At 41.8% G+C, this 16,695-nt stretch carries 14 protein-coding genes; 8 read left to right on the forward strand and 6 right to left on the reverse strand.

The window, feature by feature from the left end:
- The first annotated feature begins 177 nt into the window (after positions 1 to 177).
- Positions 178 to 609: an Lrp/AsnC family transcriptional regulator gene (locus HG547_RS05470; protein WP_169547230.1), complete on the forward strand. Its 432-nt coding sequence runs from the start codon at positions 178 to 180 to the stop codon at positions 607 to 609.
- 268 nt (positions 610 to 877) lie between these two features.
- Here the strand turns inward: HG547_RS05470 and nrfD are convergent, their stop codons facing one another.
- From nrfD to HG547_RS05490, 4 genes are all read right to left on the reverse strand, one after another.
- Positions 878 to 1,819 (reverse strand): cytochrome c nitrite reductase subunit NrfD, encoded by a 942-nt coding sequence (nrfD, locus tag HG547_RS05475; protein ID WP_037423597.1) that lies wholly within the window; start codon positions 1,817 to 1,819, stop codon positions 878 to 880.
- Positions 1,816 to 2,502: a 4Fe-4S dicluster domain-containing protein gene (locus tag HG547_RS05480; RefSeq protein ID WP_169547231.1), complete on the reverse strand. Its 687-nt coding sequence runs from the start codon at positions 2,500 to 2,502 to the stop codon at positions 1,816 to 1,818. Before HG547_RS05480 ends, nrfD begins: the two co-directional genes overlap by 4 nt.
- A gap of 4 nt (positions 2,503 to 2,506) precedes the next feature.
- The gene (locus HG547_RS05485; RefSeq protein ID WP_037423605.1) at positions 2,507 to 2,971 is read right to left on the reverse strand and encodes a nitrite reductase; all 465 of its coding nucleotides are present in this window, start codon (positions 2,969 to 2,971) and stop codon (positions 2,507 to 2,509) included.
- Positions 2,972 to 3,048: 77 nt separating this feature from the next.
- Complete coding sequence (locus tag HG547_RS05490) at positions 3,049 to 3,525, reverse strand: DUF2726 domain-containing protein (RefSeq protein WP_037423607.1); 477 nt, start codon at positions 3,523 to 3,525, stop codon at positions 3,049 to 3,051.
- 412 nt (positions 3,526 to 3,937) lie between these two features.
- On the opposite strand from HG547_RS05490, the gene HG547_RS05495 reads away from it, so the two are divergent.
- From HG547_RS05495 to menE, 5 genes are all read left to right on the forward strand, one after another.
- The gene (locus HG547_RS05495) at positions 3,938 to 4,906 is read left to right on the forward strand and encodes a LysR family transcriptional regulator (protein WP_037423608.1); all 969 of its coding nucleotides are present in this window, start codon (positions 3,938 to 3,940) and stop codon (positions 4,904 to 4,906) included.
- Positions 4,907 to 5,082: 176 nt separating this feature from the next.
- The gene (gene menD, locus HG547_RS05500; RefSeq protein ID WP_169547232.1) at positions 5,083 to 6,804 is read left to right on the forward strand and encodes a 2-succinyl-5-enolpyruvyl-6-hydroxy-3-cyclohexene-1-carboxylic-acid synthase; all 1,722 of its coding nucleotides are present in this window, start codon (positions 5,083 to 5,085) and stop codon (positions 6,802 to 6,804) included.
- Complete coding sequence (menH, locus tag HG547_RS05505; protein ID WP_169547233.1) at positions 6,804 to 7,607, forward strand: 2-succinyl-6-hydroxy-2,4-cyclohexadiene-1-carboxylate synthase; 804 nt, start codon at positions 6,804 to 6,806, stop codon at positions 7,605 to 7,607. The genes menD and menH overlap by 1 nt, the downstream gene beginning before the upstream one ends.
- Before the next feature lie 22 nt (positions 7,608 to 7,629).
- Positions 7,630 to 8,679, forward strand: a complete 1,050-nt coding sequence (menC, locus tag HG547_RS05510) for an o-succinylbenzoate synthase (RefSeq protein WP_169547234.1) — start codon at positions 7,630 to 7,632, stop codon at positions 8,677 to 8,679.
- Positions 8,680 to 8,685: 6 nt separating this feature from the next.
- On the forward strand, positions 8,686 to 10,167 hold the full coding sequence (gene menE / locus HG547_RS05515) for an o-succinylbenzoate--CoA ligase (protein ID WP_169547235.1): 1,482 nt from the start codon (positions 8,686 to 8,688) through the stop codon (positions 10,165 to 10,167).
- Positions 10,168 to 10,190: 23 nt separating this feature from the next.
- On the opposite strand, the gene HG547_RS05520 is transcribed toward menE, so the two are convergent.
- Both HG547_RS05520 and HG547_RS05525 read right to left on the reverse strand, forming a co-directional pair.
- Positions 10,191 to 10,889 carry a hypothetical protein gene (locus HG547_RS05520; RefSeq protein WP_169547236.1) on the reverse strand — a complete coding sequence of 233 codons (699 nt, stop codon included), beginning with the start codon at positions 10,887 to 10,889 and terminating at the stop codon, positions 10,191 to 10,193.
- Positions 10,890 to 10,891: 2 nt separating this feature from the next.
- Positions 10,892 to 12,136 carry an EAL domain-containing response regulator gene (locus HG547_RS05525; RefSeq protein ID WP_169547237.1) on the reverse strand — a complete coding sequence of 415 codons (1,245 nt, stop codon included), beginning with the start codon at positions 12,134 to 12,136 and terminating at the stop codon, positions 10,892 to 10,894.
- Positions 12,137 to 12,445: 309 nt separating this feature from the next.
- Here HG547_RS05525 and HG547_RS05530 point away from each other — a divergent pair, with 309 nt between their 5' ends.
- Positions 12,446 to 13,072 carry a response regulator transcription factor gene (locus tag HG547_RS05530; RefSeq protein WP_169547238.1) on the forward strand — a complete coding sequence of 209 codons (627 nt, stop codon included), beginning with the start codon at positions 12,446 to 12,448 and terminating at the stop codon, positions 13,070 to 13,072.
- A complete protein-coding gene (locus HG547_RS05535) occupies positions 13,069 to 16,674 on the forward strand; it encodes a transporter substrate-binding domain-containing protein (RefSeq protein WP_169547239.1) in 3,606 nt (1,201 codons plus the stop codon). Before HG547_RS05530 ends, HG547_RS05535 begins: the two co-directional genes overlap by 4 nt.
- Positions 16,675 to 16,695: the final 21 nt, after the last annotated feature.

Here is a 16,695-nt window from a genome sequence, read left to right on the forward strand (position 1 = left end):
TAGTGAGATTTTACGCCGCAATCTGCCGTCAATTTCGGTGTTCTTAGTGGTAAACGCCAGCACAATGACGGTAAAAAGCACTATTTCAGGCAAAATGACGGTGTAACTCAAGGCCTTATACTGAGTTGTACTTTTAGGCCGCCTCACTTGTTATACCCATTTTTATCGGAGTCCACGTTGGATAAGTTTGATACCGCCATCATCGATTGTTTGCGCCAAGATGCTCGCCAAAGTGTTTCCAGTATTGCAGAGCAGGTCAATCTTTCCCGTAGCGCGGTTGCCGAGCGGATAAAAAAACTAGAGCTAACTGGCGTGATCCGTGGCTATCAGGTATTGCTGAGCGAATCGCAAAAAGAAGGCGTGTCGGCCTACTTCGAAATCCAACATAAATGTCCCCGCTGCGCCGATGTGGTACACGTGTTCCATGCAATCCCCGAAGTAATTACCTGCCGTGGTATTTCCGGTGATATGGATTTACTGGTGTATGTCCATGCCTCATCAATGCGCCGTCTGCATGAAATCCGCGAATATATCGATACTCACACCGATATCATCAAGATTAAAACCCATGTGGTGATGAGCGAGTGGATTAATAATACTGGCGAGTAATCTTGCGTGCCCCAAACAAGAAACGCCACCCCTAAGGAATAAAGGTGGCGAGGCCCTTGTGGAGGCAGGGCAAACAATACCTAAATATCAAATATGGCTTCCCTTCCCAATAACCTCCCTGTGACAGCAAATCGCGACAAGACAACGCACCTTTAATCACTTCAGCCAGCGTTATTAAAGGGAGTTAGCTCACAGTGCTTCCTTAGACACCGCTTCGCCATTCACCGTAATTCCTTCTTATCTATAACATTGAGCCAACCATGCTCAATCAAACGACCGTCATTTGCCCCGTGTAGAGAATAAAGTTACGCAGCAGTAGCACACCAATCAGACTTAAGCATGCGGTGCCTGCTACATAGGCCCACTTACGCTTTGACGTGGCTGTCATAAACAGGTTCATTGCCAAGGGGCCAGATAATCCGATCCCAACAATGCCAATCCAGAAAACCCATCCCCAGAAGCCATAACCTATCGCATTGAAAGCCGCAAATTTGCTTTGACCGCCTGACAACACTAAGCCCATAAAGAAGGTAAAAATCAGCACTATCTCCACCAAAATCAATGGGATTTCAACCTTATGGATAAAGTGAACTTCCTTGGCGTTAGGATTAGCATTAAGCAACACCCCACCCAGCAGAGAAAATGCCGCGCCGGATGAGAGTCCCGAAGCCAAAAACAGCAGTGGCAATACGGGGTTTTTCAACATCGGATAGCCGGGTAAAGCCGAGAGTAAAAAGCCAGTATAAGCCCCCAGCGCGAGGGAAAAGATCACCAATAAACCGGTAATCGTCGCCTCGAAGCGGCTAAGCCAAGCTGTCAACTTCAGCACTATGGGAAAGCGATTCTCACACCATGCATCAATAGGTTTACGGAATAACAAACCAATCCACATAAACATAAAGACTTGGTAGATGAGCAGGATCAACACACCCATCGACATCACAGACTTAGGATTGTAGAAGACTAATATCTTCCAAAAATCGAAGGGCTTAGTTAAGTCCAGTACCAAGATGCCTAAACCCGCCATCACCGCCACGGGCGCCACAATACAGGCTGCCTGCACAAAGCCAGACTGGTAGGCATTATGTTTCAACACAAAATGCTTGAGTAACACCGCAAAGAACATGGCGCCAGCAGATGCCCCCGCTAAAAACAGGTAAATTGCAATTGGCCAATGCCACACTAGCGTATCAAAATGTAGGGCGCTCATATTGCCACCTCCCCTGATTTAGCCACAATGCGGAACAGTTTTGGCCGAGTGCCGAGGTCGACCTTAGCCCTTTGGGTTGGGTTAGCCTTTAGCACTTGTACCACCTGAGAAGTGGGATCTTTTAAGTTGCCAAAGACCAATGCCTTAGTCGGGCAGGCCGCGACACAGGCAGGTTGTTTACCTTGGGCGAGGTTTGTCTCACGGCAAAAATCGCATTTGTCCGCAGCGTGGGTAACAGGATTAATAAAACGAATTTTGTATGGGCAGGCTGCAATGCAATATTGGCAACCCACACACTTCCAAGCATCTACCGCCACAATGCCAGTCTCTTTATCGATAAAAGCGGCACCCGTCGGGCAAACATTGACGCAGGGCGCGTCTTCACAATGCTGGCAAGACTTACGACTGAAGTGATAAAACTGGTTCGGATATTCCCCATAGGGTCCAGTTTGATCTATTTTTAATCGGGCAACACCCTCGGGCACTTGGTTGGTTTCACGGCAGGCAACTTCGCAAGCTCGACAGCCAATACACTTAGTTTCATCGTGGATCAGTGCGTATTTCACACTAGGCTCGGCTTTAGCCTCATTAGAGGCATTCACAGTAGCCAGTAATGTGCTACCCGATGCCCCTGCCAATAAGGCGCATGCTCCTTTGAGAAATCTTCTTTTTGAATTTTCCATAACCTTACTCCTGCTGGCCTGTATGGCAAGTACGGCACAGCTCACTGCGAACCTTAGGCGTCATCTCTGCCATAGGATCGGTTGGGCTATGTAATTTATGGCAAGCGGCACAGGCCACTTTTTGGGCATGCACATTATGCGTCCACTCTTGGGAGCTGAGTTTGGCTGGCATATGGCATTTTTGGCACACCTTTAATTGCACAGCAGCTTCGGATGCCTCATTTAATCCAAAAACCACTAAATCATTTGGTTTTTTGGGATGATCACCTTTTTCACCATGACAGCTTGAACAGGTCATTTTCATGGCATCCTGGCCGTGATGCCCTAACATTTGACCATTACGCTTATGACACTTCATGCAAGCATCACTATTAATTTGCTTCGCGGGTTCAGCACTTGTTGCGGAAAAACTGAGCAGCAATGCCATTGCACCCAAGCGTAATGACCACAGCCATTGTCGTGTAGACATAGCGAGTCCTCATATCAATTCATTGGGAAACAAAGAGGAAGTCAGGGTTCGGAGAACTCCGAACCCGACGAGCGTGGTCAAACGGCTAGCGCTTGCTTGAGACTTGTTGCATCCCACTGTTTATGCTGATTCATTTCAATAAAACCAATATTGAATTTGCTGAATAGCTTTTTCATGGGTGAATTGATTTGCTTACCGGCGTCGCTGATCACCATTTTGACTTCTGAAGAATCATGGTCAATCAACACATAGTCGAGACGGCATTCATGGTTTAAATCAGCATCGTGCTGGTCCATGTCAAATACAGTGTCGAGTGGAACATTGCAGCAGACATCGTATTTGCCTTCAACGACAGTTTTTAGTGATTTAAAAAAGTTGAAACTATCTTCATCAAATAACACTGGTTTGAGTTTCATTTCATGATGTGCAGCCTCCTCGGGATCCGCCCTAAAAAACTTAATGCAAGTCATGACAAACATTACAAACACAAATGGCACCGCTACGAATAGTACGAAGTACATAAACGCATAGCTGAGAATGACTGAAGTATTCATATACGCCTCCAATAACACAATTATATTTTTGTTTTCTCCTTTAAAGCACCTTCAGTATTATTGCAGACGGGATTTATTTTTTTGATCTGGATCACATGTTTAAATTCAAAATTAAACATAAACAACAAGTTAGGATACAGGACACATTACTGTATAGCGTAAATCTAAAATGCACATATTGATAATAGTTAATTAAAAAAATGAAATTGGCGTAACTGAATATCAAAAATTAAAATTTCAAATTAGTTTAATAATATTTTTTGAAATATAAAAAATCAAATTCTAAACCTATTGTTACATATAGATAAATTTAAGGTGCAAAACTTGGGATGGATTTCACATTAAATTAAATTAATAACACCATAATTAGGTGTTCTTTAAAGTATTTACTCAATATTAAGGAATATAAAAAATGCATATTAGTAACATGGATGGCCTCGATATTCTGAGTTTAAAAATACTTGTTTCATTATATGAGAACAAGTCTGCAACCTATGTATCAAAGGCATTAGATATCCCAGCCCCCAAAATAAGTCGTAGCCTTAAAAACCTCCGAGAAGTATTTGGTGATGAGCTTTTTATCCGTAAGAAATATGGCTTATTCCCCAATGAATTTGTCACGCACTTATACCCGATAGCGAAACAAACCATTGAATGTACAGAGAAGTTTCAAAAGGTACGAGCAGCCAATGTCAATCATGTTAAAACACATGTTGAGATTGCCGCCCCAGGCCTTATTGCCTATGCCTTCCCTAAAGCCTTAATGCAAGCTATCAAAGAAGAGCAAAAATCTATCCATATCAATATTACCCCTTGGTCACTGCATACCACGCAGGACATCATCAATGGTGATACCACCCTCGGTATTTGTTGCAATAAGAGTACCGCAGATGTCGCAGCCTATGGAGACAAGTTACAAACCACAACACTGCAACGTATGGGTAAGGTGTATCTTATTGCTAGCCGAAATCATCCCATTTTTAAGCGAGAAATTACCTTAGAGACGATTGCAGAGTATCCCTATGTCAATACTGATCTCGGTAATCCCAGTACTCGCCTTAGCCCATATCAAGAATTCTGTATAAAAAATGGTATAAAACTCAATACTGAAATTACCATTACCAGTATTTCTAGTTTGTTTGAATATTTAGGAGAGAGCCAAACTATTTCTTTATTACCCTACCGAGTGGTTTATGAAATGGTGGCAGAAATACCCGAACTGCATACCTGTCAATTATCACAACTTGAGGCAGAACGTTTATACGCCGACACCGAAGCTCCGACGATCTTCTTGGTGCAAAAGAATCAGCCCAATCGCGCTAGCGAAGAGCTGGCGTGGCTCAGTGAACAAATAAAGAAAATTGTTGATAGCATTATTTAGCGATAAATACTTAACACGTTTTCATCTTATTATTCGAGGTGATAGGCATATTGTGCCTTAGCTTAGGCTCCACCTCACCGCTCCTCCGTGTCGTCCCAAGTTTTGTTAAGACGGGCATACATCTTAATCGTCAAACACGTTACACTAAGCCTATCTTTATCCTGATCGATCTTGCTATGCGAACCGAAAACACAGCCACACTTAATCTCATGTGGGGCGCACTGATTCTGGAAGAATTAGCACGTCTTGGTGTGCAGCATGTCTGCATGGCACCAGGCTCACGCTCAACCCCGTTAACTCTTGCAGCAGCCCAGCAAACCAAGCTGAAACGTCATTTGCATTTCGATGAGCGCGGCTTAGGGTTTATGGCGCTTGGATTAGCCAAAGCCAGCTCTGCGCCAGTGGCGATTATTACCACCTCTGGCACGGCCGTCGCTAATCTTTATCCTGCAATAGTCGAAGCTTGGCTCACCCATGTGCCTTTAATTGTCCTCAGTGGTGACAGACCGCCAGAATTACTCGGTTGTGGCGCCAACCAAGCCATAGTGCAACCAGCCATTTTTGCCCATTATGCCCAGCAGGTGAATCTCCCCACACCGGATGCGCACATTGCACCGCAGATGTTGCTCACCACGCTTGATGAGGCCGTGGCCAATCAAACACGCCCTGTGCATATCAACTGTATGTACCGTGAGCCGCTATATCCGAATGAATTAACTGCCACAATTCTCGATAGCGAATCGCCATACCTCAAGCCGCTGCAAACATGGCTGCAACAAGCACGTCCTTACACTCTTTATGGTAAGCGTGAACAATTAAGCAGCCCGAGCGAAGATGCCATTATGCGTTTCGTCCATGGTAAGGGCGTCATCATCGCGGGTACGCTCACGCCAGAGCAAGATCCACAGCAACTCATTGCGCTATCTCAAAAAATTGGCTGGCCGTTACTAACCGATGCTCAGTCCCAACTGCGACAACATCCGGCGGCGATTGGTAATATTGACCAACTACTGCAACATCCCAAGGCGCGCAATCTGTTACAAGAGTCAGACCGCGTACTGGTGTTTGGTGGACGCTTATTGTCTAAGCGTTTGATTGCTTACCTTGCCGAACAAAACTGGCACAGTTACTGGCAAGTACTGCCGCAGCAGGACAGGCTCGACCCAAGCCATAACGCTAAACACATTTGGCACGCCAACGCCGCCCAATTTGCATCGCTTAACTGGTATCGCTCTTCATCGGCGAATTGGGCTAATACCTTAGTTAGCTACAACGATGAATTGCATAGTTTATTCGTGCGCAATATTGATCAAGGTGAGTTTGGTGAAGCTCAGGTTATCCGCGCGATTGCCAATACACGACCACTGGAGCAGCAATTGTTTATCGGCAATAGCCTGCCGGTACGTTTGTACGATATGTACGCGCCAGTGAGCTGCTGCACTGCCACCACTTACACTAATCGCGGCGCCTCGGGGATCGATGGCTTACTGGCCACCGCCTGCGGTATTGCAGCGCACCAAGGTAAACCGACCAGCTTGATTATTGGGGATTTATCCCAGTTGCATGATCTCAACTCCTTTGCCATCGCCCGCAATTTAACCAGTCCGCTGGTGATCATTATCCTCAACAACGATGGCGGTAATATCTTTAATCTCTTGCCCGTCCCCAATGAGGAACTGCGCAGTGATTACTATCGGTTAAGTCATGGTCTGGAATTTGGTTATGCCGCCGCTATGTTTAATCTTCCCTATAACCAAGTGGATAACTTAGCCGACTTCCAAAATAGCTATAATGAAGCGCTGGATTATCAGGGTGCTTCTGTCATCGAAGTCACCGTTAGCCAACACCAAGCCAGCGAGCAGATCGCCGCGCTGAATTTATGGGTGAAACAAAGCTAATGCCGACCGTGGCCCGTTATGGAGAGACAGCACAGCCAAACTTGGTCCTGATCCATGGTTTTTTAGGATCGAAGGCCGATTGGCTACCGCTGATCCCTAAACTCAGCCAACATTTTCACTGTATCTGCCTTGATTTACCCGGCCACGGCGACAATCAACCAGAAATCGCATCGACGCTCACTAATGGCTTCGACTTTTGTGTCCAAGACATTATCAGCCGCCTCGATCGCCTCGGCATTGAAGCGTTTTACCTCTATGGGTATTCCCTCGGTGGCCGGATTGCCTTACATCTTGCCCAAGCTTATCCGCAGCGAGTGTTGAGTTTGTGGCTAGAATCCTGTCATCCCGGGCTGACAAATACCGAAGAACAAGCCGCGCGCAGCAAGAGCGACAACCTGTGGGCCAAACGGCTGCAAAGCTTGAGTAGCGTGGATTTTTTACAGCTTTGGTATCAACAGGCCGTGTTTGCCGATATGTCCGACAAGGCGCGGCATGCATTGATAGCCAAGCGCGCGGCGCTGCACGACCAACATCCCAAGCAAACTCTAAAACAGATTTTTTTAGCCACATCACTGGCTCACCAAGCCTCTCTCTGGGATGTACCAGCAAGCCTTGCTTGCGAGAGCCATTTTTTTGCTGGCAGCCAAGATGCGAAATTCACTGCAATTGCAAAGGATTGGCAAGCACAACAACCCATCATCTTGCACCAGATTGAACAGGCTGGGCATAACATACATCAAGCCAATCCCGCGGCGTTAGTCGCTTGCTTAAGCGCACTCAAGCTTAAAAAATCGATGACTTGAAACAGATAAATTTAGGGAAAATATGATCTTAACTTCGCTCAGCTTGTCCTTATATCGCCTGCCCTTAGACCGCTTTTTACCCGTGGGGAAACAGCGTATCGACCATAGAACGGGCTTAGTGTTGCAGGCAAAAGCACGAGCAGAGGGTGAAGAAAGCGAGCAACTGGTTGAAATCGCGCCGCTCTCAGGGATTGATATCGACCAACAGCCATTGTCCGGCTTTAGCCGCGAGAGCCTAGATGAAGTACAGCAGGCCTTAGTGGCGCTATTGCCCAGCCTGCAAAACCAGCCTATCGATTGCTTGCTTGAGCAGGCCGAAGCGAGCTCTTATCCGTCTATTGCCTTTGGCTTAAGCCTATTGCATGCCAAACTCAGCGGAAAACTCGAGTCAGTGCGCCCAGTTACCAGTACAGTGCCGCTCATCTATCAGCCAGCGGATGCGCCAAAATCCGAATTAATAGCAAGAATTGCGAGTCTCGATAGCAACGTACACTCAGTCAAAGTGAAAGTCGCACAAACCTCAATGGAAGATGAGTTGGGCCTGATTTATGCCATCTTAGGCCAGAGACCCGATCTTAAGCTGCGCTTAGATGCCAACCGTGGCTTTAGCTTAGAGCAGGCCCTCGACTTTGCAGCCTGTTTACCGCTAGAGAGCATTGAATATATTGAGGAACCTTGCCAGCACCCGCAGGATAATCAAACCCTGTACCGCGCCATTCCTCTGCCCTTCGCCTTAGATGAATCCCTCAATGATCCGGATTATCAATTTGTGATGCATGAGGGACTCACGGCGCTCATCATCAAACCCATGCTACTGGGCAGTATTGAAAAACTTCAGCGCCTTATCGATGAGGCCCACAGCCATGGCGTGCGCTGCATCTTAAGCTCAAGCCTTGAAGCCAGCTTAGGCATCAATGACTTGGCCCATTTAGCCACCATACTGACGCCCGATGAAATTCCAGGGCTCGATACTTTGAGCGCCTTTAGCCAAGACTTAATCGTACCAAGCAACAAGCCACAATGCTTGAAGCCTCATCAACTTAAGCTTGTCGCCAGTACGCAGCAGGATTAATTGCCAATGTCCGAATCTCAAGCATTGGCTCCATCCCAATCCATTTCACAGCAAGGTATCTCGCCATTACATAGCGCTGCGCTCACCTCGCCCACACAAACGGCGGTTAAGTGCAATGGACAGGACATCAGCTATGCCAGTTTAAGCCATATGGTGCTGGGCTTAGGTGAACAGCTCACGCGCATAGGTGTTGGCCAAGGGCAACCTCTGGCGTGTATTAGCCGTAATAATTTAGAGATGATTTGCCTGTATTGGGCCTGTGTGGATATTGGCGCAATCTTTTTTCCTATCTCGCCACGTTTTCCGCAGGTGCAAGTTCAAGGGCTTATCGATAGCCACCAAATTTCTTTTTATTGGAGCGAAACTGAGTTGGCCTTGTCAGGCAGTCATCAACTCACGCTGGATGTTAGCCTCGATGTGAGTCCAAACAATGAGCAAGCCGCGACAGCCTTTGATATTTATCGCCCAAGCAATGTGATTTTAACCTCTGGCTCCAGTGGTTTTCCTAAGGCGGCCGTGCATAATCTTGCGAATCACATTGCCAATGCCGAGGGTGCTCGCAGTCTGATCCCGCTGGTCACAGGTGATGCTTGGTTATTGTCGTTACCCCTGTTTCATATTGGCGGCCTCGCCATTCTCAACCGCTGCGCCTTAGTGGCGGCGACGGTAGTACTGCCGGATCCGACTCTCCCGCTGCAGGTACAAATCGAGCGTGACGGCTTAACCCATGCTTCCCTCGTACCGACACAGTTACTCAATCTACTCACAGATAAACAGGTTTCACTCAAGAGCATTAAAGCCCTGCTACTCGGCGGCGGCGCAATTTCTGTCGATTTGCTTAAACAGCTCGAACAGCGGCATATTGCCAGCTTTACCAGTTACGGCATGACAGAAATGGGCTCGCAAATCACCACAGGCCCAGCGCTAAGCGATGGCACCAGTGGCAAATTACTCCCAGGGCGTGAACTCAAAATTGTCGATGGGGTGATTTGGGTACGGGGAGATTGCTTATTTATGGGCTATCTCACGGATAAGGGAATCGAAAAACCACTCGATACCGAGGGTTGGTTTTATACCAAAGACATGGGCGAGTGGGATGCTAACGGCAATCTTAAGATCTTGGGCCGCGTTGATAATATGTTTATCAGTGGCGGCGAGAACATTCAGCCAGAGGAAATTGAAGCGGCGCTCAAACTACATCCGCTAATTTATGAGGCAATCGTCTTCCCTCTGCCTGACGTCACCTTCGGCCAACTCCCCGCCGCCATTATTCGTGGTGACATTCTCCGCAGTGGGACTGTCGGCAGCAACACAAGCCAAGAAATGCGTGCAATAGAAGCCGAGCTTGAAGCCTTTCTCGCCGATAAAATTGCTCGCTTTAAAAGGCCGCGCCGCTATTACCCTTGGCCAGAAAACCTTGAACAAACAAGCTTGAAAGTCAATCGGCAAGAAATCATTAATCAAGCAGGATTATTTATTAGTGAATAATGATTTTTTCGGAATCTGCAGCATTATTCGACAATCATTTTATTAAATATTTCTTTAGCATCTTGCTTAATTTTATACATTTCAAGAGTTTCTTCACTAGGACATTTCAAAATTGCATCTTTCTTTAAACCATTTATATTACCATTATTAAATGCATGTGGATTATCATAAAAAATTAAAAGCATTGCTGCGTAATTATTCATTCCCCATAGAGCCCCGAAGTTCAATCCTAGACGCCAAAGTGTTTCTTGACCTCCATAATTCAAATTACAGCCCGCAATATTTTTAGAAAATTTAACATTAATTACATTAGAAGAAACAGCCCCATCTGAAAGTGACTTAGATAGAGAAAGGTTATCACTATCCACTCTAGCATTATCAAACAATTGAATTTCCTTCACCTTATGCCACTCTCTGACAACTATTTTAGCATTATCATCGGTAATTTTGTCTAATCCCATTAATAATATTAAGAATTGATTTAAATGCTGAACAACTAACTTCTCCTCTCCACTATTCTGAACTAGATAAAATTCTAACCCAGAATCAACAGAGCTTTGACCAGATAAAACAATATTCATTTTGAAAAGAGGTAAATCACCAACAGAGGACATTACTTGATTCAAACTAACATGTTCCACTTTTGCAGAAGAGTTAGTTGAATAGAATAATATTGTCAAACCGATAAATAATTCTTTAAAACTCAATGAATAAAAAAACAAAATCAATACCCTAAAGCAGTGTCAGATTTTTCAGTTAAAGCTGAAAAATATTTAGTTGGTAAAAAACGCTGAATAAACGTATGCTCATCAATAGGTCGTGAAAAACAAAACCCTTGCCCTATTTTGCAACCTAATTGCTGTAGCAATGTGAGTTGCGAATTTGTTTCGATTCCCTCTATAATCAATTCCATATTAAGGGCTTCAGATAAAGCTATTACACTAGAAATTACAGCTTGACATCTAGGTTCAACGTTTAATTTCCTTACAAAACAGCTATCCAGTTTAATCTGCGAGAAAGGTAATTCACACAATCTTTCCAACGAAGAATGCGCAGCACCAAAATCATCAATTGCAAGTTCAAAACCCTGCATCCTAAGTCGTATCAAATTTTCCATATTAACAGCTGGCGCCGAGAGTAAACCCGTTTCTGTAATCTCAAGTGTAATTAAATGTGGTGAAATACAATATTTTTTTGCTATGTTAACGATTTTATAAACGAGTTTTGTTGAATTAAGTTGTGATATATCCAGATTATAAGCTATAGATAATTGTTCTTCCCGTAACTTCAAGGATTGTTGCAATCGACAGCCTTGTTCAAACAACTGAAAAAAAAGTTCATCAAGTAAACCATGAGCGATTAAGGGTTCTATAAACACTGCCGGCCCAAGATGACCTAACTCAGGGTGTACCCATCTAGCTAACATCTCAACACCATTCAATTGAAAACTATCTACATCAAACTTAGGTTGGTAGTATCCAATGAATTGTTTATCTTCAATAGCAACTTTGAAATCAGCCAAGCCAAAATCAAAGGATCTATTCTGATTCTGCAAAGTACAATTATCTAATTTCTTTTGAGTCTGTGAATAAATAAATTTATCCAACATACTTTGAAGATTATCAGTTGAAGGGGTCTTACCTAAATCACCAAGATATTCGAAATCAAGCATTTTTATCATTTGAGAGACGGAACGACGTAACTCCAGATCTATACAGCTGAACAACGCAACAGCTGAAATGTGATATTTAGACTTAGCTTTACGCAAAAAAGACAGTCCATCAATGCCCGCCATCATTAAATCACAAATAACAATATCAATATGATTGTGGATATCAAGCCACTCTAAGGCATCCTGAGCAGTTCCAAATGCGTAAACCTCAACAATAGCAAAAGATGCTAAATTGTATTTTAGTACAGCTCTTTGAAATGGGTGATCCTCTAAAATAATCACACTAATCTTACTCATAGCAAACCTTAAAATAGTCTTAAATAAAACCTAGTAAAACATAGGATATCTGTTGAACCATAAATTTCAGTGACACTTAGCAACTATGCTTTCCGCGCTAATTCTATATCGTTTAAGCCTAAAAAATTTAAAGTAACACTCGACACATCTTCATTGTAGGTTATAATTTTTTTTAAAAAGAAGGAGCTGAATAGCTTGTAGGAAGATTCTTAGCTTTCTACTTAATAGGGCCCAAGTACCAAGTAAACGGCTACAATATGGTACTTTGTTTGCTGAATAATAATGCAAAATCACTTTGGAACTATTTGAATGAAAAGAAAGATCTTACTAGTTGACGATCATCCTGTTGTTGTTTTAGCCTTAAAAATTATCCTTGAACAGCATGGCTTTGAAGTAATATCAGAAACCAATAATGGGGTAGATGCCCTAAGGCTAGTGAAAGATCTTGCGCCTGATGCAGTCATTCTTGATATTGGTATACCTCAACTAGATGGCCTTGAGGTAATTGAAAGGTCAAAAAAGTTAGCTAAGCCACCACTGATACTTGTACTAACAGCACAACCATCAGACTATTTTGTAACTCGTTGTATCCAAGCAGGTGCATCTGGCTATGTCTCAAAGCAAAAAGATCTGACAGAAGTCATACATGCACTTAGAGCAATACTTTCTGGGCACTCATATTTTCCGATTCTCAATAATATTAATATCTATGATTACACTAATAATAATGAAGTTGACTTAATTAAAAAGCTATCGACACGAGAAATGGCGGTCCTTCAGCAGCTAACATTAGGCCTGTCTAATAAAGAAATAGCAGATCGAATGCTACTGAGCAATAAAACTATTAGCACTTATAAAACGCGACTTTTGGAAAAGCTCAACGCAAATAATTTAGTCGATTTAATTGAAATTGCAAAAAGAAATAACATAACATGATAACTTATTTAAAAAAAAGATTATTATTTTTATTTATTATAATTGCTAATTTTTCGACTTTGGCTTTCGCTGGAGAAAGTAAAAATTTACTATTATATGGTTATCCCACCATTGGAAATGTAGAATTTCATTTTACACCAGAACAAGATAAATGGCTTAAACAACATAAAAAACTAAGAGTAGGTATCTCGAAACCAGACTACCCCCCATTTGATATTACAATGAATGGGAATAGTAAATTTTATGAAGGTGTTAGTGCAGATTATATTAAAATTCTATCTAATGCACTTAAATTAGATATTGAGATTTTTTATTATGATTCTCGCACAGAAGCAATTAATGCGATAAAAACCCGTTCAATTGATATACTAACAACAGCAAATCGATATGAAGAATTTTTTGGCTTAGAGTTAAGCAATAACTATTTATATGACATTCCAGCAATATATGTTTCTGATCAATTAAAGTCATCTGAAACGCCTAAGCGTATAGCTACATCATATGATTATTTACCAGACGAAGAACTAAAAAAACTTTTCCCTAATTCAGATTTAGTACCTTATCCCTCTAGAATTGAAGCTGTTGCGGCAGCAGCATTCGGTCATGCAGATGGCGTCATCATCGACACTTACTCAGCAAGTCATATCATTAATAATATATTTTCAAAAAACTTAATACTAAAAGATTTGATACCGGTAGATACGAGAGGGATAAGCTTTGCATTTAATCCTGGGAATCCATTAAAAGAAATTATAAATAGTGCTCTAGAACAGTTACCTGAAAGTGAGCATTGGGTAATTAGAAAGCGCTGGAGCAGCGGTGGGATAGCTCTTGTCCATAATGATAGAGAATTAATTTTTAATCAGAATGAAAAAAAATGGCTTGAGCAGCATAGACCTATCAGAGTAGTTGTTAATGAATTTAATGCTCCGATAAGTTATTTTGATCAAAATAGGAATTTTCAAGGTTTTGTAGCAGATATTTTAGAGGCTATAAGTCTTAATACTGGAATTGAGTTTATTGTCATCCGTACCCAAAGCTTCGATGAAATGGAAAGCTTTTTAACCTATGATAGTGCCGACATAGCCATCTTGTCTGCATCAACTAGGCTTAAGGATAAGTTTATATTTAGTAAACAATTTACTAGCTCACCCTTTGTAATAGTATCAAGAAAGAACACTAACCTAGCTATAAAAGATACAAAACAACTCAAGTTAGCATTACCACCATCAGATGCTGTTAATGATTTAATACCTAAAGCAATACCAAATGCAAAAGTCGTCAGAGTTGAAAACTATTTAGAAGCAATGACCGAAATAACTAAAGGACAAGCTCACGCAACAATTGTACCACTTGGTGTCGCTGACTATTATATAAATCATTATTTTGAAGACAAACTAAGTATTGATAGCATAGTGGTAGATAATCCAATTGCAAGCCTTTCTTTTGCAGCTGACAAGAGTAATCCAGAATTAATCAACATATTCAATAAAGCATTATTTACCATTCCTCCCGATGAATTACTCTCTTTGGAAAATCGTTGGCATCGTAATGCTGTCCCAGGTAAAGAAACTTGGCGCGATTATAAGTACACGATTTATACCATGATAGGAGCAACTATTATATTTATACTTGCAGGCCTCTATTGGACTTGGCTTACACGCATTCATTACATTAGGCGTCTTGATGCAAAACAAGAGTTGCATAATCAACTATTGTTTATGCAAGAAGTCGTAGATAGTATCCCACATCCCATTTATGTTCGAAACTTAGAGAGAGAATTAATTCTTTGCAATGAAAGTTACCAGCGAACCTTCAAAGCGAGTAATAAAGAACATATCCTTTACAAAACTACAGAGCAAGGTAGCAATAGAGTTATAGAAGCTACGGAACTTGATATTGAATATCAAGCAGCAATGATTGAGAATAAAGCAATTAGCCGTGATAGACAAATCCATATCGATGGCAAACCTGTTGATATCTATCATTGGTTCCAGCCTTTTAAAAATGAATATGGAAAGATTTGTGGTATTGTCGGAGGGTGGATAGATGTAAGTGATAGGGTAAAGCTTTTAGCTCAACTTACCGAAGCTAAAGAACAAGCAGATAGCGCGAGTAAAGCAAAGACTCAATTTTTGGCAACAATGAGCCATGAAATTCGTACACCAATGAATGCAATCATAGGATTATTAGAGCTTTCATTAAAAAGGTCTGAGAATAATCAGTTTGATTTTAACTCAATTAGAGTTGCCTATGATTCAGCAAAAGGATTGCTTGCCCTCATAGGCGATATTTTAGACATTATCAAGATCGAGGCTGGTGAGTTAACATTAAATCCAACAGAGATTGATTTAAAGCAGACAATCAAATCCGTTATTCAAATTTTTGAAGGGATTGCTCTAGAAAAAAGATTACCGATTGAATTCATTTTCGATAAAAAACTTCCTCAATGTGTACTTTTAGACCCATTAAGATTAAAACAAATATTATCTAATATTATTAGTAATGCCATTAAATTTACAACTAAAGGAAAAGTGAGTATTGAAGCAGAGCTAAAAGTTGGATTTAATCAGCAGCCATATCTCATGTTGAGAGTTATAGATACAGGTATAGGCATTCCTTTAGAAGAACAAGAAAATTTATTCTTGCCTTTTGTTCAAGCGCATAATGGCGCTCATAATAAAGGTGGAACAGGTTTAGGCTTAGCAATTTGTCGCTCATTGTGTGATATGATGGGCGGTGAAATATCGATGGCCAGTGTTCCAGATAAAGGCACAACTATTTGTATTGAGTTACCCTTACAACCTATTAAATCCAGCCCCAAGTCTACGGCTTTGCCTGATACTGTTGACTCAAATAACCCCACTACACAATCACAACATATATTAATAGTTGATGATCATTCAGCCAATAGATTACTACTATCTCAACAACTACGCTATCTAGGCCATTCTGTTGATGAAGCCAATAATGGTTTAGAAGCTCTACAGCTTTTCCGCCAGCAACCTTACCGTATTGTATTAACAGACTGTAATATGCCGCTAATGGATGGCTATGAACTTAGTAGAAGACTGCGCCAGTATGAACAAGCTCATAACTTAAAACCTTCTATTGTGCTTGGATATACTGCCAATGCGCAATTGGAAGCAAAAGAAGCTTGTTTAGATGCAGGTATGAATGATTGTCTGTTTAAGCCAATTAGTTTAGAGGATTTAAAACTAAAGCTTGATAGTTTTAATAAGGAAATAAAACATAGCAATCCATCGGAAAAGGTTTTTTTACCAGAAACGATAGAGAAGCTAACAGGTGGAAATGTTTCATTATTTGAGCAACTATTAACAGAACTGCTCAATGCGAATCAGGCAGACCTAGTAGAGCTTAAAGCAGCGGTTAATAATAGTAATATTGTTGACGCAAAAAATATTGCTCATAAAATTAAAGGTGCAGCTAGAATTATCGCGGCAACAGAATTAGTTATAGCCTGCGAACAACTAGAACAAATCAAATCTTCAAATGAATTGATTGAAATGTCTGATAAAATCGAAATTGCAATTGAACGACTTGCAAAAGAAATTAATATGCAAATACGTGATAGAGTATAAAATTTAAAACTTCAGGTTTAA

Source organism: Shewanella sp. DNRA4 (assembly GCF_012843185.1).
Taxonomy (GTDB): Bacteria; Pseudomonadota; Gammaproteobacteria; order Enterobacterales; family Shewanellaceae; genus Shewanella; species Shewanella xiamenensis.